Below are 18698 nucleotides of genomic sequence, written 5' to 3'. Positions count from 1 at the left end.
GAGATGGCGTACTACCGGCAGCTGGGCAGCATCCCGCCCAAGCGGCACACGCAGCACCGCACACCCGAAGGCGGGCTGTACTACGAGGAGTTGATGGGCGAGGAGGGGTTCTCCTCCGATTCCTCGCTGCTCTACCACCGCGGCATCCCGTCCGCCGTGGTGAACGCGGTGCCGTGGGAGCTGCCGGACCAGTCCACGGTGCCCAACCATCCCCTGCTCCCCCGCCACCTGAAGCTCCACGAGCTGTTCGCCGGCCAGGAGTGGAAGGCCGCGGACGTGGTGGGCGGCCGCCGGCTGGTCCTCGGCAACGGCGACGTGCGGATCTCGTACGTCGCGGCCGGGGCGCCGAGCGAGCTGTACCGCAACGGGCTCGGCGACGAGTGCGTGTACGTGGAGTCCGGCTCCGGCACGGTGGAGACGGTCTTCGGCGCGCTGGAGGTCGGCCCGGGCGACTACGTGATCATCCCGCGGGCGACCACGCACCGGTGGGTGCCCTCCGGGGACGAGCCGCTGCGGGCGTACTGCATCGAGGCGAACAGCCACATCACGCCGGTGAAGCGCTACCTCTCCAAGTACGGGCAGCTGCTGGAGCACGCGCCGTACTGCGAGCGGGACTTCCGCGGGCCCGTCGGGCCGCTCGTCGTCGACACCCCCGGGGATGTCGACGTGCTGGTCAAGCACCGTGGACCGAACGGGATTTCGGGCACCCGCTACACCGTGCCGCACCACCCCTTCGACGTGGTGGGCTGGGACGGCTGCCTGTACCCGTACGTCTTCAACATCCGGGACTTCGAGCCGATCACCGGGCGGATCCACCAGCCGCCGCCGGCCCACCAGGTGTTCGAGGGCAACAACTTCGTGATCTGCAACTTCGTTCCGCGCAAGGTGGATTACCACCCGCTGTCGATCCCGGTGCCGTACTACCACGCGAACGTGGACAGCGACGAGGTCATGTTCTACTGCGGCGGCGACTACGCGGCCCGCAAGGGCTCGGGCATCGGCCAGGGTTCGATCTCGCTGCACCCGGGCGGGCACACCCACGGCCCGCAGCCGGGCGCGTACGAGCGCAGCATCGGCGCGGAGTTCTTCGACGAGCTCGCGGTCATGGTGGACACGTTCCACCCGCTGGAGCTGGGCGAGGGCGGCCGGGCCAGTGAGGACGCGAACTACGCGTGGACGTGGTCGGGCCGGGGGCCCGGGCGATGAGCGCGGGCGGCTCCGCGATCCCGGACCTGTTCCGCGGACTCTTCGACGACGCGGCGGTGTTCCCGCCGGGGAACCTGCCGGTCGCCGAGGCGGTGCCCGCGCACCGCGCCCACCGCACGGCCTGGTACGCCGACGCGGTCGGCCCCTTCCTGTGCGGGGCGGGCCGGCTGGGCAAGCTGGCCGCGGCGGTGGAGGGCACCGGGCCGCTGAGGGTCGGGCTGGTGCTGCCGGGGGGCAGTGCCGAGCTCGGGCCGGCTCTCGCCGCCGCCGGGCCGTTCGAGGTCGCGGGCGTCGAGCTCGCGACCCGGGACGTGCACGAGGCGGTGGCCGAGCTGGACCGGCTGCTGCCGCCGGACGTGCCCGCCGCCGTCGAACTGCCGCGCGAACTCCTGCACGGGGACGGGCTGGACGAGACGCTGGACGCCCTGGTGGACAGCGCCTACCGGGCGAAGTTCCGCACCGGCGGGGTCGTCGCGCAGGCCTTCCCGGGCGAGGACGAGCTGGCCGCGTTCCTCACCGGCTGCGCGCGGCGAGGCCTGCCGTACAAGTGCACGGCGGGGCTGCACAACGCCGTCCGGCACACCGATCCGGTGACCGGCTTCGAGCACCACGGCTTCCTCAACGTGCTGCTGGCCGCGCAGGAGACGGACCGCGCCGCGGCCGCCGAGGTGCTCGCGGAACGCGACGGCCACGTGCTGGCCAAGGCCGTCCGCGCCCTGAGCGCGCACCAGGTTACGGTGATCCGCAACTCGTTCACCGCGTTCGGCACCTGCAGCATCGCCGAACCCCTGGACGACCTGGCCGCGCTCGGCCTGCTGTCGCCCAGCCCACTCGCCCAGGAGGACCGTTGAGCACCCCCCGCAGCTGGCTCGCCAGCGCCCAGGACTCGCCGTTCGGCGTGCACAACCTGCCGTACGGCGTCTTCACCGCCGCCGACCAGCCCGGGCGGCGCCGGATCGGCGTGCGCGTCGGGGACTTCGTGCTCGATGCCGGGGCCGCCGCCCGTGCCGCCGGGTCGCCGTCGGTGCTGCTGGCCGCGGACTCGCTCAACCCCCTGATGGCCGCCGGGCGTTCAGCCTGGACGCAGGTGCGGGCCGACCTCACGCTGTGGCTGACGGACGAGTCCTACCGCGAGGCGCTGACGCCGGCGCTGCTGCCGGCGGGCGAGGTCGAGCTGCACCTGCCGTTCGAGGTCGCGGACTACGTCGACTTCTACGCGAGCGAGCACCACGCCACCAACCTGGGCCGGATCTTCCGCCCGGGCTCGGAGCCGCTCACCCCCAACTGGAAGCACCTGCCGATCGGTTACCACGGGCGGGCGGGGACGGTCGTCGTGTCCGGCACCCCGGTCGTGCGCCCGCACGGGCAGCGCAAGGCGCCGGCCGACGCGGTGCCGTCCTTCGGGCCGACCCGCCGGCTCGACATCGAGGCCGAGGTCGGCTTCGTCGTCGGCGCGCCGTCCACGCTCGGGCGGCCGGTCGTCCTGGACGACTTCCGCGACCACGTGTTCGGCGTGTGCCTGGTCAACGACTGGTCCGCGCGCGACATCCAGGCCTGGGAGTACGTGCCGCTCGGCCCGTTCCTCGGCAAGTCCTTCACGACCTCGGTCTCGCCGTGGATCGTCCCGCTGGACGCCCTCCAGCACGCCCGGGTCAGCCCGCCGGAGCGCGACGTCGAGCCGCTGCCGTACCTGGACGACCGCGGCGGCGAGCCGTGGGGCCTGGACCTGGCGATGGAGGTCCGCCTGAACGGGCACCTCGTCTCCCGGCCGCCGTTCGCGTCGATGTACTGGACGGCGCAGCAGCAGCTCACCCACATGACGGTCAACGGCGCGTCGCTGCGCACCGGCGACCTGTTCGCGTCGGGGACGGTCAGCGGGCCGGAGCCGGACACCCGGGGTGCGCTGATCGAGCTGACCTGGAACGGCGAGGAGCCGCTGAAGCTGGCGGACGGCACGACGCGGACGTTCCTGGAGGACGGCGACGAGGTGACGATCACCGCGACGGCTCCGGGCCCGGACGGGACGGTCGTCGGCTTCGGCGAGGTGACGGGGCGGGTCGAGCCTTAGCCGGGTCGTAGTCGGGTCGTAGACGGGTCGTAGTCGGATCGCACGACCGGCGCGTGACGGCGAACAGATGACAGATGACAGCTGACAGATTTCGTCTTCTGTCAGCTGTCATCTGTTGCCCGTTCGGCCTAGTACGGTGGGCGACAGGGACGGGGATCTTCGACACCGACGAACGGGAGCGGGCCCGATGAGCGGCGAGGTGCAGGACTTCCAGGACGGCTGGGCCGGGCGGATCGTGCTGAACCGGCCGAGGGCGCTCAACTCCCTCACCCACGGCATGATCACCGCCGTCCGGGAGGCGGTGGACGCCTGGACCGCGGACGACACCGTGCGCACCATCGTCCTGACCGGAGCCGGCGAACGCGGCCTCTGCGCCGGTGCCGACATCCGGGCCATGCACGACGACGCCAAGGTGGGCGGCGCCGGCGCCCGGGCGTTCTTCCGCGACGAGTACCGGCTCAACGCCCTCATCGCCCGCTGCCCCAAGCCGTACGTCGCGGTCATGGACGGCATCACGATGGGCGGCGGCGTCGGCCTCTCCGCCCACGGCTCGGTGCGCATCGTCACCGAGCGCTCCGTCATCGCCATGCCCGAGACCCGGATCGGCCTCGTGCCGGATGTCGGCGGAAGTCGCCTGTTGGCCCACGCCCCGGGCGAGTTGGGCACCCATCTCGGCCTCACCTCCGCGTCGATGGGCCCCGGGGACGCCCTCCTGTGCGGCTTCGCGGACCACTTCGTCCCGTCCGCGAAGATCCCGGCCCTGCTCTCCGCCCTCGCGGCGGCCCCGGACGCGGACGCCGTGACCGCCGTGGTCGTCGCCGCCGCCGAAGCGGCGCCGCTCGCCGGCCTCGCGGCCCAGCGCGAGTGGATCGACACCTGCTACGCCGCCGACACGGCCGAGGAGATCGTCGAACGCCTCCTCGACTCCGGGGTGCCCGAGGCGAAGGAGGCCGCCGAACTGGTCCTCGCCAACTCGCCGACCGCCGTCAAGACCACCCTCGCCGCACTGCGCCGGGCCCGGCCGCTGCCGTCGCTGGAGGCGGTGCTCGACCAGGAGTACCGCATCTCCTGTGCGGCGCTGGACAGTCACGACCTGGTCGAGGGCATCCGCGCCCAGGTGATCGACAAGGACCGCAACCCGCGCTGGTCCCCCGCCATGCTCGCCGAGGTGACGGAGGCCGACGTGGCCCGCCACTTCGCCCCGCGCGAGGGCGACGAGCTCGGCCTGGCCTGACCCGCGCGCCCTCCGCCCACCGCTCGGCCGCGGGCCGGACCCGTGACGACTGTCTCGCATGCCAAGACTGGCGCGAGGCGGGGCGCTTCGTAGATCGTTGGGTGGTCAGGGCGCGCCCGTGCGGCGCCGAGCAGCGGAATGGGAGTCGACGGCGATGACCGAGACCGAGACCTACGAGACGATCCTGGTCGAGCGCAAGGGCCGGGTGGGGCTGATCACGCTCAACCGTCCGAAGGCGCTCAACGCGCTGAACACGCAGCTGATGAACGAGGTCGTCGAGGCCGCGACGCGGTTCGACCGGGACCCGGAGATCGGCTGTCTGGTGATCACCGGGTCGGAGAAGGCCTTCGCGGCGGGCGCCGACATCAAGGAGATGCAGGGCAACCAGTTCCCGGACGTCTACCTGGACGACTGGCTGGGCCCATGGGACCGGCTCGGCCAGCTGCGCAAGCCGGTCGTCGCGGCGGTGGCGGGCTTCGCGCTCGGCGGCGGCTGCGAGCTGGCCATGCTGTGCGACATCCTGCTGGCCGCCGACACCGCGAAGTTCGGGCAGCCGGAGATCAAGCTCGGCGTCATCCCCGGCATCGGCGGCTCGCAGCGGCTGACCCGGGCGGTCGGCAAGGCGAAGGCGATGGAGCTGTGCCTGACCGGGCGGATGATGGGCGCCGAGGAGGCCGAGCGCGCCGGCCTGGTCTCCCGGATCGTCCCGGCCGACCAGCTGCTGGCCGAGGCGCTGGCCACGGCCGAGACCGTCGCGGCGATGTCCGCCCCGGCCGCGATCATGATGAAGGAGAGCGTCAACCGCGCCTTCGAGACCACGCTGGCGGAGGGCGTCCGTTTCGAGCGGCGCCTGTTCCACGCCGCGTTCGCGACCGCGGACCAGAAGGAGGGCATGAACGCCTTCGCCGAGAAGCGGCCGGCCGCGTTCATCAACCGCTGAGCACGGACCGCGCACCCGGGGTAGGGCGGCAAACGCCTGACGGGTGACAGATGACGAGTGACAGATGACGGCGAACAGATAACAGATGATGAAATCTGTCATCTGTTATCTGTTCGCCGACTCCCGTCAGCCCTCCTCCGCCAGCACCGTGTTGAGCCGGGCGAACCCGCTGCGGGTCGCGGCGACGACGATCTGGTCGCCCGGGCCGAGGCGGCGGGTGCGGTCGGCGTAGTTCCACTGCAGGTGCGGACTGCGGGCGACCCGGGCGGCGATCACCCGGACGCCGCCCGGGTCCTCCAGGTCGTGCCGGTTCATGCCGATCAGCCCGCTGCCGTCCTCCACCGTCAGCTCCGCGATCAGCAGCACGTGCCGGAACACCGAGAGGGTGCCCAGCACCTCACGCCCCATCAGGGCGGCGGCGAACGCGGGCGCCGCCAGGTAGGAGACGGACCGGGACGCCGCGTTGTCCAGCGTCGCGTAGAAGTGCCCGGCGAAGTCGTCGTCGAACAGCCGCACCACCACCCGTACTTCGGGATTGCCGTGGCGCGCCTCCAGCGCCGCCTCCAGGTTGGTCGCGTCGTCGCCGCTGACCGCGACCACCGCCCGGCTGTGCTTCAGCCGGGCCCGGCGCAGCTGCTCCTCGAACGGGCCATCCCCGAGGACGACCGGGATGCCGAGCGCCCGGACGGCGGCGATGCCGCGCGCCTGCGGGTCGCGCTCCATGCACACCACCGGTACGCCCAGTTCGTGGAGCTGGCTCGCGACGCGGGTGCCGACGTTGCCGAGGCCGACGACGATCACGTGCTCCCGGGTGCCGGCGCTCGGGTTGCGGGGCTGGCCGCGCCGCCCGGAGGCGAGCGCCTCGACCACGATGGCGGTGGCGACCGGCGCGAACGTGATGCCGCACAGCGTGATCACCACCTGCGCGACCCGCTGCCACAGGCCGCCCGTCCCCGTCCCGGCGGCGATGTCGGCGGGCTGGTCCGGCTGGGCCGCGCCGGCGAGGTCGAGCAGCGAGATGTAGACGGTCCAGCCGAAGTCCCGGCTCAGGTACCAGAGGACGGAGAAGGCCATCAGCACGGCGGCGAGCGCGATGAGCAGCACCAGCCGCATCCGGGCGCTGGTGAAGTAGCGGGCGGTGCCGAGCAGTCGCCAGCGCAACCGCCGTGCCCAGCTGATCGGTTCGCGCGGTTCGACCGGCAGCGCCTGGAGGGCGGCGATCCCGCCCTCGTCGTCGACGGCCGCGGACACCGCTCCGGTCGCTTCCTCCTGCGCGACCGCCCCGGCTGACTCGGCTGCCCCGGCGGGCTCGGCAGGCTCGGCGGCTTCGGCCGGGCGGCGCGGGGCGGGGACCTCGGCGCCGCCGGCGCGCACCGGACCGTCGTCCCCGAACTCGCTCGCGAGCCGGACGAACTCGGCCGAGCCGCCCTCCTGTTCGGGCATCAGCCGGATCCTGCTGACATCCTGGCGGTCGATGCGGTCGGCGACGATGCAGAGCCGGTCGGAGGTGATCGCCTCGTCGAAGGCGATGTGCAGGAAGCGTCCGCCGACCGCGACCGAGTTGGGCCGGCCCAGCGCCGCAGCCGCGAAGGCCGGTGCCGCGGTGGCGGAGCCGGAGAGCGCGGCGCCGTTCCTGAGGAGGCGTTCGATGTTCTCCCCGAGGCGCTGGTTGAACATCCGCAGGACTATCCGGATGTTCGGGTTGCGGCCCTGGGCGCTGAGCGCCGCGTGGATGTTCTCCTGGTCGTCGCCCTCGACGAGGGCGAGGCCGCGCGCGGTCCCGATGGACACCGCGCGCAGTGCCTCGTCGGTGATGCTGCTGTACTCGACCACGGCCGAGACGCCGGTCAGCTGCTCGATCTGCGGCGCGTGGTCGTGGTCGCGGTCCGCGACCAGGACGACGACCGGAACCTCGTAGTGCTCGACGAGTTCCAGGACCAGCCGGTGGGCCAGCGCGTTCCCGCCGCGGACGACGAAGTGCTGGCTGATCGGCTCGACCGGAGGGGTCCCCCACCCTTCAGAAGTCATACCGACGGATGATATCCACGCCAGGTGTTCGGAAGGTGTCGTTCCGGGAACCGCGGGACCCCCGAACGGCGGTACCGCACGGGCGGTTCGCGGCCGGTGCGTCGAGGGTGGGTGTCGTCCCCCATCCGCTTCCGACGCGTTCCGTACCCGTTCCCGGCTCGCCCCGGCCCGAGGAGGCACCACCGTGGTCCCCCCGATCATCACCCCCGACGGCACCGAGGTGCAGGGCCCGCTCGGGCTGCTCGCCAAGGCCGCCTGGCAGGTCCTGCTGCTCGCCGGTCTGGCCTCGCTCGGCCTCGGCATCGTCGTCTTCGCCTGGCCGCGCGAGACCCTGCTGGTGGTGGGCGTGCTCTTCGGCCTCTACCTGCTGGTCATCGGGATCGTCCAGCTGGTCGCGGCGTTCGGCACCCACGCCACCACCGCGCTGCGGGTGCTGGCGTTCATCAGCGGCGCGATCTGCGTACTCCTGGGCCTGCTCTGTTTCCGCAGCGCGGCGCAGTCGCTGCTGCTGCTCGCGCTCTGGATCGGCATCGGGTGGCTGTTCCGGGGCATCACCCAGCTCGCGGCCGCGTTCTCGGACCCGTACATGCCCGCGCGCAGCTGGCAGGGTTTCGCGGGCGTGGCGAACACGCTGGCCGGTGTGCTGCTGATGGTGTGGCCGGTCGGTTCGATCGCCGCGCTGACGGTCCTGGCGGGCTGCTGGCTGCTGATCCTCGGCCTGATCGAGATCGTGACGGCGCTCCAGATGCGCGGCCGGGCGAAGCGGATCCCGTCCGGCGTGTAGCCCGAGCCCGCTCGGGTGTGTAGCCGAGCGGGCTCGGGCGTGCGGCTGTCCCGTGCGGGCCGGGCGCGCGTCACGGCCTGGGCGCGTAACCGATCCGGAAGGTCGCCGCCTCCAGGCGGCCGGCGCCGATCCGGACGTCCGTCAGCCGCTCGGCGAGGGCGAAGGCGGACTCGGTGTTGAGCTCGGTGTTCTTGTCGTCGAGGCGGAAGCCGCAGGCCGTGAGCAGGTCCGGAATGCCGGAGGCGTCGGCGTCGGTGCCGTGCCGCTGGTCGGGGAAGAGCGGTTCGAAGTGGAGTCGGCAGGTGGGGCCCTCCCACCAGTTGAAGGCGTCGACCGCGTTGACGTTGCGGAAGTGGGAGACGGCTCGGGTGCCGTCGGCGAGGCGGGGCAGGATGTCCCAGAGGCTGCCGAGGTAGCCGTAGGGCTCGACGGCGAGGGCCCAGCCGTCGAGTTCGGTGACGGCGACGAAGAGGCGGTCGGCGTTCTCGTCGTCGTCATCGTCGGACGGGCCCTCGGCCGCCTCGTCGTCGTCCTCGTCCTCGGCCTCGTCGTCCTCGTCGTCGTCGAACAGGTCCTCGTCGTCCGTCCCGTCCTCACCGTCGTCGAAGGTCTCCCACGCGGCGACGACCGCTTCCAGGCCGGTGACCTCGCCGCCCGGGGCGGCGTCGAAGCGGCGCAGCAGTTCGTCGGCGCCGATGCCCTGGACGTACGTGAGGCAGTAGGCCTCGCCGAGCACGGGGTGGCGCTCGGCGAACCAGGTGAAGTCGGTGGCGTGTGCGGTCATGGGGCGATGCTGCCAGACGGCTGTGACAGCGTCAGAGCCAGGTGGGCCGGTCGGTTCCCCAGCGGCCGGGCGGGCGGGACCAGTTGGTGGGCGCACCGTCGTAGGCCACGGGCGGGAGGGCGTGGCGCAGGCGTCCGTAGGCGGAGTCGGTCTCGGCGAGGTACGGCGCCGGGTCGTAGGGGGTGGTGTCCGACGGACCGTCGGGGCCGGTGCGGGCTTCGGAGCGCGGGATGTCGTGGAGGAGCCAGGACGCGGTGCCGGCGAGGGAGAAGCGGAGGTGGCGTCCGCCGGGGCGGCCGGTGCGCTGCTCGGTGAGGGCGCGCAGGACGGCGGCGGCGATGAGGTAGCCGGTGCCGTGGTCGAGTGCCTGGGCGGGGAGCACCCCGGGGTGACCGACGGGGTGGCCGACGGAGTGGCCGTCGAGGTGGCCCTCGGGGGCGGCTTCGCGGGCGGCTTCGTGGGCGGCGATGCCGACGCCGGCCTGGACGAGGCTGTCGAAGCCGCGGCGGCCGGCCCAGGGCCCGGTCCAGCCCCAGGCGCACAGCTGGGCGACGATCAGGCCGGGGTGGCGGTCGAGGAGGGCGTCGGGGGCGAGGCCGTGGGCGTCCAGGGCACCGGGGCGGTAGCCGGAGATGACGGCGTCGGCGGTGGCGAGGAGTTCCTCGAAGGTGGCGCGGTCGGCCGGGTCGGCGAGGTCGAGGAGGACGGAGCGCTTGCCGAAGCCGGTGTCGGCGTGGGCGTCGTCGGCCTCGGGGAGGTGGGGGGAGTCGATGCGCAGCACGTCGGCGCCGAGGAGGGCGAGGGTGCGGGTCGCGACCGGGCCGGCGATGACGCGGGTGAGGTCGAGGACGCGGATGCCGGCGGCGGGCAGAGGGGCGGGGCCGAGCGGGCGGGGTGCGGCGGGCGCCGGGCCGTTCGGGGTCACGATGCGGGTCTCGACCAGGGGGTGAACGGTGTCGCCCACCGGTACGACGGCCACCGCGAGCGCCCCCGCCTCGTACGCGCGCTCCTGGACGAGTTCGGCGGGCTGTTCACTCAGCACCGCCGCGAGCTGTTCGGGTCCGGCGTCGCCGGGCAGGCCGAGGGCGGTGAGCAGCCGCGTGCGGTGGTGCGGGTAGTTGGCGTGGGTGCGGATCCAGCCGTCGGCGGTGCGCCAGAAGCCGGAGTGCGGGGCGAAGCTGACGGGTGCGCGGCCGTCGACGGTCAGGTGGCGTTCGCTGACGAAGGCGGTGGCGACGGCGCCCTGGTCGATCCGCACGGCGGGGACGGGGCCGCCGGCGCGGTGGGCCGCGAGTTCGGCGGCGGCGAGGGAGCAGGCGGCGACGGTGGCCCGGGCGAGGCGGCGCACGGGCAGGCCGGAGGGCAGGACGGTGTCGGGGCCGTGGAAGGCGACCCGGTCCAGGAGGTCGCCGGAGCCGCCGAGGGCCGCCCAGGCGTGCGCGGTGGGGCCGTCGGCGTCGGCGGGTGCCTGGGCCGGCGGGTTCTGCCCGAGGGGCGCCGGCCCGGCGGGCGTCGGCCCGTGGGTCGTCTGGACGGCGGGGATCTGCTCGGCCGGGGGCGTCGGACGCTCTGTCATGTGCCGCATTGTGCTCCGCTTCCCGGACGTCCGCCGTGACGGCCGCCACCCCGCCTCGCCGACGTGCCCGCCGGAGCCTGCCGATCGACGGATTGAACGCGCACAGCCAACGGGTAGGGTGCGGACCGGGCGCCGGTGCGGCGCACGAACGCCTCCGGGGGGCCTGAATGCACGCGATCCGCCGTCTCGACCTGGGCTACTTCGTCCGGCCCGCCGCCGAGGCGGGCGAGCCGCAGCCGCGCGTCGAGCCGGTGCTCGCCTACCTGGTGCGGCGTCCCGAGGGACTGCTGCTCTTCGACACCGGCATCGGCGGCGGCGATCCGGAGACCGAGGCCCATTACCGCCCGGTCCGCCGCCCGCTGCCGGAGGCGCTCGCGACGGCCGGTGTCGCGCTCGGCGACCTCGACCTGGTGGTCAACTGCCACCTCCACTTCGACCACTGCGGGGGCAACCCGCTGCTGGCCGGCACGCCGGTGCTCGTCCAGGCGGAGGAGCTCGCGGCGGCCCGCGAGGGCGACTACACGATCGACGCGCTCGTCGACTTCCCTGGCGCGGACTACCGCGTGCTGGACGGCGAGGCGGAGGTCTGGCCGGGAGTGCGAGTCGTGCCGACACCCGGGCACACGGCGGGGCACCAGTCGCTCGTCGTCGAACGCCGGGACGGCGCGATCGTCCTGGCGGGCCAGGCGTACGACTTCGCGGTCGGCTACGGGTCGGCGGTGCTCGCCCGGCGCGCGGCGCTCGACGGCGTGGCGCAGCCGCTGCCCGACCACCCGCGGTGGCTGGACCGGCTGGCGTCGTTCGGGCCGCGCCGGGTGCTGTTCGCGCACGACAACGCGGTGTGGGAACCGTCGGCCGGGTAGGCGTTCGCGGGCTTCACGTGACGGCCGGGCGCACAGGGCTCGGAACGTGCAGAGCTCGGAAGGTGCAGAGCTCGGAACGTGCGGGGCTCGGAACGCGTGCAGGGCTCGGAACGCGTGCAGGGCTCGGAACGCGTGCAGGGCTCAGAAGGTGAAGCGCAGCGACCGCACGCGGTTGTCGAAGTTGGACGGGACGAGGTCGGGCCCGCCGACCGACCGGAGTCCGGGCAGGCGGGTGAACAGTTCGCGGAACAGCACCTTCATCTCCTGCCGGGCCAGGTGCGCCCCGAGGCAATAGTGCGGACCGCCGCCGCCGAAGCCCAGGTGGGGGTTGGGGCTGCGCATGATGTCGAAGGCGTCCGGGGCGGCGAAGACCGTCTCGTCGCGGTTGGCCGAGCCGAAGAAGAGGACGGCCTTCTCGCCGGCCCGCAGGAGTGGTCCGCCGGGGCCGCCGAGCTCGTGGTCGACGGCCAGGGTACGGCGGAACTGGATGATCGGGGTGGCGTGCCGGACCATCTCGTCGACCGCGCCGCCGAGCCGCCCGTCCAGGTCGTCGAGGAGCAGGGCGCGCTGGTCGGGGTGGGCGGTGAGCAGGTGGAGGCCGTGGGCGAGCGCGTTGCGGGTGGTCTCGACGCCGGCGACGAGCAGCAGGGAGAAGAAGGCGCCGAGCTCGCGGCCGGTGAGCCGGCGTCCGTCGACGTCGGCGGTGACGAGGGCGGTGATCAGGTCGTCGGCGGGTGCGCTGCGGCGCCGGCGCCCGATCGCCGCGACCATGAGCTGCATCCGGGCGAGCGCCGCCAGCCCGCGGCCGGGCACCCGCAGGCGGCTGCGCAGCGGCCGGGCGACGCCGGTGTGTTCGGAGGCGTGGTTGACCTGGTCGAGGATGGCGCGGCGGGGCCGCTCGGGGATGCCCATCAGATTGCAGATCACCTGGAAGGGGAGTTCGGCGGCGACGGCGGTGACGAAGTCCTCGGGGCGGTCGCGTTCGACGACGTCGACGAGGCGGGTGGCGACGCGGCGGATGTCGTCCTCGGCTCCGGAGAGGAGGCGGGGGGTGAAGGCGCGGGAGATGACGCGGCGCAGCTGGGCGTGGCGGGGGTCGTCCAGGTTGACCATCGAGTCGCCGAACAGGGCCCGGACCCAGCGGGGCGGTTCGGGGGTGGTGACGCCGGGGGCGCTGCGGAAGACGGCGGGGGTGCGGCTGGCCTCGACGACGTCGGCGTGGCGGACCAGGGCGTGGTAGCCGCGGCCGCCGGCGCGGTCGCCGACGTAGAGGGGGGTGGGGCGGCGGCGCAGTTCGGCGAAGGCGGCGGCGCGGGCGGGGGCGGGGAGCTGCCAGAAGCCCGGATCGGCCAGGTCCGGGGCGCCGCCGGACGCTGGGCTTGAGCCGGAGCGGGAGGTAGCGCCGGGGCGGGCTCCGGCCGAGGCCGGCCGGCCGGTCGTGGTGTCCATGGCCGTGCCTCCTGGTGGTCCGCTGTGCCGACACTGGTGCCGGGCTCCGGCGTCGGCGTGTGCGCATCGTACGGGGTTGTGCACATTTAGTGACCAGGCAGTGGGAGATGTCAAATCACCTCGATGGTCGTACGAGCAGCTGTTCGCATCGTCGGCTTGTCGGCCGGTCAGGCCGGGCGGTTCTCCACCGGGCGCGGCAGGACGGGCCGGGGCGGGGCGGTCACGGCCGGGTGGCCCGGGCCGGGCGCATCCGGTGAGGAGACGGCCTTCGGCGACGCGGCCGGGCATGGTCTCACGCGGCGGAACCGGCCAATACCGGAGGGTGCGGTACGGGCGCGGGCCGGCGGGTGCGACGATGAGTGCCATCGTGATGACCGACCGGATCCGCTCGCTGCGCGCCGTGGTCTTCGCCACGCTGTGCGTGGCGCTGGCCGCCGCGGCGCACGTCGCCATGGGCGGGGCCGGGGTGTCGCCGTCGGTCCTGGCCGGCGCGTCCGGCGCGGTCCTCGGCGTGACCTGGCTGCTCGCCGGGAAGCGGCGCGGACTCGGGGTGATCAGCGCCTGGATGGTCGCGGCGCAGACCGCGCTGCACCTGCTGTTCGAGCGCGCCGGAGCGCTCGCGCCGACGGGCGGCGGACTCGGCCGGCTGACCGGCACGGACTGGGCCGCCCTGCTGCTCTGCAACCCCGGCCGGGTACCGGGCGGACCGTCTCCCGCGGACCTGGCCAGGATGGCCGGACTCGACCCGGACGCACCACCGGCCTCCGGGCTGCACGCCGTGGCCGGACTGCGGCACGGCGCGGCTTCCGCCGCGAGCTCGGGAGCCGGTCTCGGCGACGGCACGGGCATGGACCTGACCGGCATGGCCGGGATGGATGGAATGAGCGGCATGCCGGGGATGCCGGGCATGCCAGGGGTGCCGGGCATGACGGGGACGTCCCCGGCGCACAGCATGGCCGACGCCTCCGGGCAGGCCGCGGCCACCCACGGGATGGCGCACGGCATGGCCCACGGGATGTCCGTGGGGATGGTCGCCGCCCACGTGCTGGCCGCGCTGGCCTGCGCCCTGCTGCTCTGGCGCGGTGACGCCGCGCTGGTGCGGATCTTCGAGCTGCTCGGCGCGCTCGGCGCCGTCGTCGCGGGCGCGCTGCTCGTTCCGCTGCTGACCCTCTTCGCGCGGCCCTTCGGCTTCCGCCCGCCGGCCCCGCCCCGGCGCGCCGCCCGGCGGACGCGGCAGCCGCGACAGGTGCTGCTCACGCACGCCGTCGTGCGGCGCGGGCCGCCCGCGCTCGCCCTCGCCTGCTGACGCGCCCGTCTCCCCGCGTTCCACTCGCTCCACCCGGTCGGCCACTGCCACCGGGGGCACTCCGACGGGCAGGTCGCCCTGCCGTCCGGCCGAGCGCGCTGCGCCGCCGTGCCGCCAGGGCCCGGGCCCGCGCCTGCCGCCGCTCCCCCTGGGTGCGGCGTGGGGCGCGGACGGCCCATGGACACCCGCGGTGCCGCTCAAGGCGGTGCCGCTCCCAGCCCTTCTCTCAGGACCCTTCATGCCTGACTACGACGGCGCACCGGCTCCGGCCGGCGCCCTCGTCCTAACGCTGCGGGCCGCCCGGCCCGTCCTCCTCCAGCCGGGGCAGCCGGGCCAGCAGGCTCGCGGACCAGTCGGCGGACGGGCCGTCGGCCGCGCTCGCCGCCACCCGGCCGCGCAGCCGTTCCGCCTGCACCAGCCAGTCCCGGCAGCCCGCGCAGCGGGCGACGTGACCGTCCAGACGACCGTCCGGGAGCCCGGCCGCCTCGCCGTCGAGGCGGGCGGACAGGGCGGTGCGGAACTGCGCGCATCTCATATGGTCATCGTCCCTCACGGCTTCGACGGGCGGCGCGGCCGGGTCCGCCGGACTCACCGGACCGACGGGCGGCTCCACGGACGGCGCGACGGAGGCCGCCGTGGATGACGACCAGCTCACCGCGCTCGCCCTGACCGCCCGGGCCGGACGGGCACCGGACGTCGAGGCCTTCATCCGCGCCACCCAGCGGGACGTGTGGCGCTTCGTCGCCCACCTGACCGACGTGCAGTCCGCCGACGACCTCGCCCAGGAGACGTTCCTGCGGGCGCTGCGCAGCCTGCCCGGGTTCGCGGGGCGATCGTCGGCCCGCACGTGGCTGCTGTCGATCGCCCGGCGCACCGTGATCGACCGGTACCGGACGGCCGCCGCCCGGCCGCGCCTGGCCGCGCTGCCGGACTGGCAGGAGGCGGCGGAGCGGCAGGGCTCCGGGCCGACGGCCGGGTTCGAGGACGGGATCGCGCTCGGCGACCTGCTCGACCGGGTGCCCGCGCAGCGGCGCGAGGCGTTCGTGCTCACGCAGGTGGTCGGCCTGAGCTACGCCGAGGCCGCCGCAGTGGCGGGCTGCCCGGTCGGCACCGTCCGGTCCCGGGTGGCCCGGGCCCGGGAGGAGCTGATAGCCCGCCTCCGGGCGGCCGATGGCGGGGAGCTCGCGGCGGCGTGCTGAGCACCATGGCCGGGGGGCGAACGGCAGCGGGCCGTGAGCGGCGTGCGGCGAGCGGCCGATGAGGACCGGCGACTGACAGCCGACAGCTGACAGCTGACAAGTTTCAGATGACAGATAACAGATTTCGAAATCTGTTATCTGTCATCTGTCAGTTGCCCACCGCCGTCCCCCGCCCGCTCCCCTCGTGCGGGTTTCGGAAAAATTCCTCCAAGTGTTCGGGAACCCCGTCCCCTCCGCCCCCGACTGCTGTACCGGACGCTGCCGCCGCGACGACAGCGTCCGGTACGCAGCGGGGGAACGGAGGACTCCATGGCCGCGCAACACGGCCTGCCCGAAGCCAAGTTGAGGCACAGCACAGGAAACCCGGACGGTCCGGCGGACCGGTGGAGCCTCGTCGTCGCCGCCGGGCTGCTCTCGTTCGTCGCGATGCTCGACATGAACGTGGTGAACCTCGCGCTCACCGACATATCCGCCGGCCTGCACGTCTCCCCCGGAGTCGCCCAGTGGGCCGCGCTCGGCTACCAACTGCCGCTCGTCGCCCTGCTGTTGCCCGCCGGACGATGGCTGGACCAGGTGGGCACGCGCTCGGCCCTCCTGCCGGCGGTCGGCTGCTTCGCCGCGTGCAGCGCGCTCGTCTCCCTCGCCCCGTGGGCGAGTTGGCTGATCGCGGCGCGCTTCGCCCAGGGCGCCTTCGGCGCGGTGCTGTTCGTCCTGATGCCGGTGCTCGCCGCCACCGCCGTCCGGCCCGAGCTGCGCGGGCGGGCGATGAGCGTGCCCGCCACGCTCGGTCCGCTCGGGGCCGTCGCCGGTCCGGTGATCGGCGGTCTGCTGCTCGACCACGTGGGCTGGCGCGCCGTGTTCCTGGTCAAACTCCCGGTCTGCCTCGCCGCCGCGCTGATCGTGCTCCGCCACGCCCCGCGCACCGGCAGGCTCTCGCCGCCCGACCGCAGTTCGCTCGGCGACGCCGCCCTGATCGGCTCCGCCGTCGCCTCCGTCCTGCTCGCGCTCACCCTCGCGCCGAAGGCCCCGCTGTGGCTCCTGCTCGCGCTGCCCGCCGCGCCGCTCGTCGCCGTCTGGCTGCGCCGCCCCGGCGGCCGACCGGTGGCCGAGACGCTGCGGGCCGCCGGCACCACCGGCGTCAACGCCTCCGTCCTCGCCCTCGCCGCGGGCTTCGCCGCCTGCCACTACCTGCTCGCCCAGCACCTGCGCGGCCAGGAGGGCGAGAGCGCCACCCGCACCGCACTCACCATGCTGGCCTTCCCGCTCGGCATGATGGTGGCCGGCCGCTTCGGCGGACGGCTCGCGGACCGCTGGGGCGCCCGGCAGACCGCGCTGAGCGGCGCCGCCGTCACCGCCCTCGGCCTGCTCCTGCTGCTCCCCCTGGACGGCGACTGGACCAACGCCGACATCGCGTGGCGCCTCGCCCTCGCCGGCGCGGGCATGGGCCTCAACGGCGGCCCCACCCAGGCCCTGGTCATGACCGCCTCGCCGCCCGGCCGGCTCGCCACCGCGGGCTCCGCCGTCCAGCTCGCCCGCAGCCTCGGCTTCGCCCTCGGGCCCGCCCTCGCCACCGCGGCCACCCTGGCCGGCGACCGCGCGACCACCGGCACCCGCGCCGGGATCGCCCTGGCCGTCCTGGCCGCCGCGAGCGCCGTCGCCCTCCTCGCCCTGCACCACCGCCGCGCCCACCTCGCAACGGCGTGACACGGCCGCCCGGGCCGACCGCCACCCCCTTGGAACACCGTACGACCGGAGGTTCACCGCACATGACCGACATAGACACCGGCTTCGATCCTGCCGCCGTCCGCCCGCCGAACCCGGCAGAACCGGCAAACCCGGCAAACCTTTCGGACCCTGCGGACCCCGCGGACCCGGCGGACCCGGCGGCTCGCTGCCCGTTCGGCTACGGCCTCCCGTCCGACGGCGGTGGCGACAACGGTGGCGACGACGATCGCGACGGCACCCGACTCCCCACCCCCGTACCGCTCTACGGGACGGAGTACAAGCGCGACCCGTACCCGCTGTACCGGCGGATGCGCGAGGCGGGCCCCGTCCACCGGGTGGAGTTCCCGAGCGGCATCCACGCCTGGCTGGTCACCGGCTACAAGGCCGCGCACGCGGCCCTCAACGACGGCAGGCTGGGCAAGAACCACGCCCTGGGCAACGAGAACTGGCGCCGGCTCGCCTCGATCATGCCCGAGCCGCAGCACTCGCAGCTCCAGGTGCACCTGCTCCACCAGGACCCGCCCAAGCACACGGCGATGCGCCGGCTCGTCGTCGACGCCTTCGCGCCCCGCCGGGTCGAGGCGCTGCGGCCGCGCCTCCAGGAGCTCGCCGACGCCCTGGTCGACGAGCTGCCCGCCACCGGCGGCGCCGATCTGGTCGCCGGGTTCGCCGCGCACTACCCGTTCCGCGCGCTCGCCGAAACCATCGGCCTGCCGCCCGAGTTGGCCGTGCGCTTCGACCGCGACTGGGGCAAAGTGGTGCAGCCGGTCGGCCCGCTCGACCCCGGCCGGCCCGCGTACGAGGCGCGGCTGCGCGGCCTGCAGACGTACATCGCGGACGTGGTCGAGCACAAGCGCGCCCACCACGACCCCGCCCGGGCCGAGGACGACCTGCTCGGCCGGCTCGTCGCGGCCCGTGACGCCGGCGAGCTGAGCCCGGAGGAGCTCGACTCGATCGTGTTCCAGCTACTGGTCGCCGGGCAGGAACCGGTCACCAACCAGATCACCACCATGCTGATCACCCTGCTGCGCCACCCCGGGCACCTCGTCCGGCTCGCCGAGGGCATCGCCGCCGACCCCGGCCTGCTCCCCCGCGCGGTGGAGGAACTGCTGCGCCACGACGCCGCGTTCGAGCTCACCACCTGGCGGTTCTTCACCGAGGACAGCGACCTGTTCGGCACCGCGGTGCCGGCCGGCGACTCGGTCATCGTCTCGCTCTGCGCCGCCAACCGGGACGGCGAGCGGTTCCCGGACGCCGACCGGCTCGACTTCGACCGCACCCCGAACGCTCATCTCGCCTTCGGACACGGCATCCACTACTGCCCCGGCGCCGCCCTCGCCCGTGCCGAACTCCAGGTGGCCCTCGGCACGTTGCTCACCCGGCTCCCCGGACTGCGCCCCGCCGGTCCGGCCGAGGGCGGTGACGGCCTGGACGCCCTGGCCTGGATCCCCGCCGTCCTGGCCCGCGGTGTGAACGAGCTGCCGGTCGCCTACGACCGGCGCGTCTGACCGGCGGCGACCACCACCCCCTGGCCCG

General features: G+C 74.3%; 16 protein-coding genes. 11 read left to right on the top strand and 5 right to left on the bottom strand.

Going from position 1 to position 18698, the window contains the following annotated elements; genetic code table 11:
• The first annotated feature begins 3 nt into the window (after positions 1–3).
• The 5 genes from ACFVU9_RS03760 (at position 4) to ACFVU9_RS03740 (ending at position 5448) form a co-directional block, all read left to right on the top strand.
• Entirely contained in the window at positions 4–1206 is a 1203-nt protein-coding gene (locus ACFVU9_RS03760) for a homogentisate 1,2-dioxygenase (RefSeq protein ID WP_387589560.1), read from the top strand.
• Positions 1173–2057, top strand: coding sequence for a hypothetical protein (locus tag ACFVU9_RS03755; RefSeq protein ID WP_387589557.1), 885 nt, complete (start codon positions 1173–1175; stop codon positions 2055–2057). The genes ACFVU9_RS03760 and ACFVU9_RS03755 overlap by 34 nt, the downstream gene beginning before the upstream one ends.
• Positions 2054–3274, top strand: a complete 1221-nt coding sequence (gene fahA / locus ACFVU9_RS03750) for a fumarylacetoacetase (RefSeq protein ID WP_380445563.1) — start codon at positions 2054–2056, stop codon at positions 3272–3274. Before ACFVU9_RS03755 ends, fahA begins: the two co-directional genes overlap by 4 nt.
• A 187-nt stretch (positions 3275–3461) precedes the next feature.
• The gene (locus tag ACFVU9_RS03745) at positions 3462–4508 is read left to right on the top strand and encodes an enoyl-CoA hydratase/isomerase family protein (protein ID WP_387589553.1); all 1047 of its coding nucleotides are present in this window, start codon (positions 3462–3464) and stop codon (positions 4506–4508) included.
• Positions 4509–4662: 154 nt separating this feature from the next.
• Positions 4663–5448: an enoyl-CoA hydratase gene (locus ACFVU9_RS03740; RefSeq protein ID WP_329930762.1), complete on the top strand. Its 786-nt coding sequence runs from the start codon at positions 4663–4665 to the stop codon at positions 5446–5448.
• Positions 5449–5574: 126 nt separating this feature from the next.
• Here ACFVU9_RS03740 and ACFVU9_RS03735 read toward each other — a convergent pair whose 3' ends face one another.
• A complete protein-coding gene (locus ACFVU9_RS03735; RefSeq protein ID WP_387589551.1) occupies positions 5575–7476 on the bottom strand; it encodes an NAD-binding protein in 1902 nt (633 codons plus the stop codon).
• Between the two features lie 184 nt (positions 7477–7660).
• Between ACFVU9_RS03735 and ACFVU9_RS03730 the strand changes: the two genes are divergently transcribed.
• Entirely contained in the window at positions 7661–8260 is a 600-nt protein-coding gene (locus tag ACFVU9_RS03730) for an HdeD family acid-resistance protein (RefSeq protein ID WP_380490029.1), read from the top strand.
• 70 nt (positions 8261–8330) lie between these two features.
• Here the strand turns inward: ACFVU9_RS03730 and ACFVU9_RS03725 are convergent, their stop codons facing one another.
• Together ACFVU9_RS03725 and ACFVU9_RS03720 are read right to left on the bottom strand one after the other, a co-directional pair.
• The gene (locus tag ACFVU9_RS03725; RefSeq protein ID WP_387589546.1) at positions 8331–9044 is read right to left on the bottom strand and encodes a DUF6461 domain-containing protein; all 714 of its coding nucleotides are present in this window, start codon (positions 9042–9044) and stop codon (positions 8331–8333) included.
• Between the two features lie 31 nt (positions 9045–9075).
• Positions 9076–10620 carry a CoA transferase gene (locus ACFVU9_RS03720; RefSeq protein ID WP_387589544.1) on the bottom strand — a complete coding sequence of 515 codons (1545 nt, stop codon included), beginning with the start codon at positions 10618–10620 and terminating at the stop codon, positions 9076–9078.
• Between the two features lie 167 nt (positions 10621–10787).
• Here ACFVU9_RS03720 and ACFVU9_RS03715 point away from each other — a divergent pair, with 167 nt between their 5' ends.
• Positions 10788–11483, top strand: a complete 696-nt coding sequence (locus tag ACFVU9_RS03715) for an N-acyl homoserine lactonase family protein (RefSeq protein ID WP_380436215.1) — start codon at positions 10788–10790, stop codon at positions 11481–11483.
• Positions 11484–11624: 141 nt separating this feature from the next.
• Here ACFVU9_RS03715 and ACFVU9_RS03710 read toward each other — a convergent pair whose 3' ends face one another.
• Positions 11625–12932, bottom strand: a complete 1308-nt coding sequence (locus ACFVU9_RS03710) for a cytochrome P450 (RefSeq protein ID WP_387589540.1) — start codon at positions 12930–12932, stop codon at positions 11625–11627.
• 355 nt (positions 12933–13287) lie between these two features.
• On the opposite strand from ACFVU9_RS03710, the gene ACFVU9_RS03705 reads away from it, so the two are divergent.
• Positions 13288–14238, top strand: a complete 951-nt coding sequence (locus tag ACFVU9_RS03705; protein ID WP_387589537.1) for a hypothetical protein — start codon at positions 13288–13290, stop codon at positions 14236–14238.
• Positions 14239–14521: 283 nt separating this feature from the next.
• Here the strand turns inward: ACFVU9_RS03705 and ACFVU9_RS03700 are convergent, their stop codons facing one another.
• Complete coding sequence (locus ACFVU9_RS03700; protein ID WP_387589534.1) at positions 14522–14773, bottom strand: zf-HC2 domain-containing protein; 252 nt, start codon at positions 14771–14773, stop codon at positions 14522–14524.
• 100 nt (positions 14774–14873) lie between these two features.
• Between ACFVU9_RS03700 and ACFVU9_RS03695 the strand changes: the two genes are divergently transcribed.
• The 3 genes from ACFVU9_RS03695 (at position 14874) to ACFVU9_RS03685 (ending at position 18670) form a co-directional block, all read left to right on the top strand.
• Positions 14874–15437: a sigma-70 family RNA polymerase sigma factor gene (locus ACFVU9_RS03695; RefSeq protein ID WP_380499988.1), complete on the top strand. Its 564-nt coding sequence runs from the start codon at positions 14874–14876 to the stop codon at positions 15435–15437.
• A gap of 309 nt (positions 15438–15746) precedes the next feature.
• Positions 15747–17141 carry an MFS transporter gene (locus tag ACFVU9_RS03690; RefSeq protein ID WP_387589530.1) on the top strand — a complete coding sequence of 465 codons (1395 nt, stop codon included), beginning with the start codon at positions 15747–15749 and terminating at the stop codon, positions 17139–17141.
• 62 nt (positions 17142–17203) lie between these two features.
• Entirely contained in the window at positions 17204–18670 is a 1467-nt protein-coding gene (locus ACFVU9_RS03685) for a cytochrome P450 (protein WP_387589527.1), read from the top strand.
• Positions 18671–18698 lie beyond the last annotated feature (28 nt).

It is taken from the genome of Kitasatospora sp. NPDC057936, from assembly GCF_042887525.1.
In the GTDB taxonomy this organism is placed as follows: Bacteria; Actinomycetota; Actinomycetes; order Streptomycetales; family Streptomycetaceae; genus Kitasatospora.
This window is presented reverse-complemented; position numbering and strand designations above follow the sequence as displayed.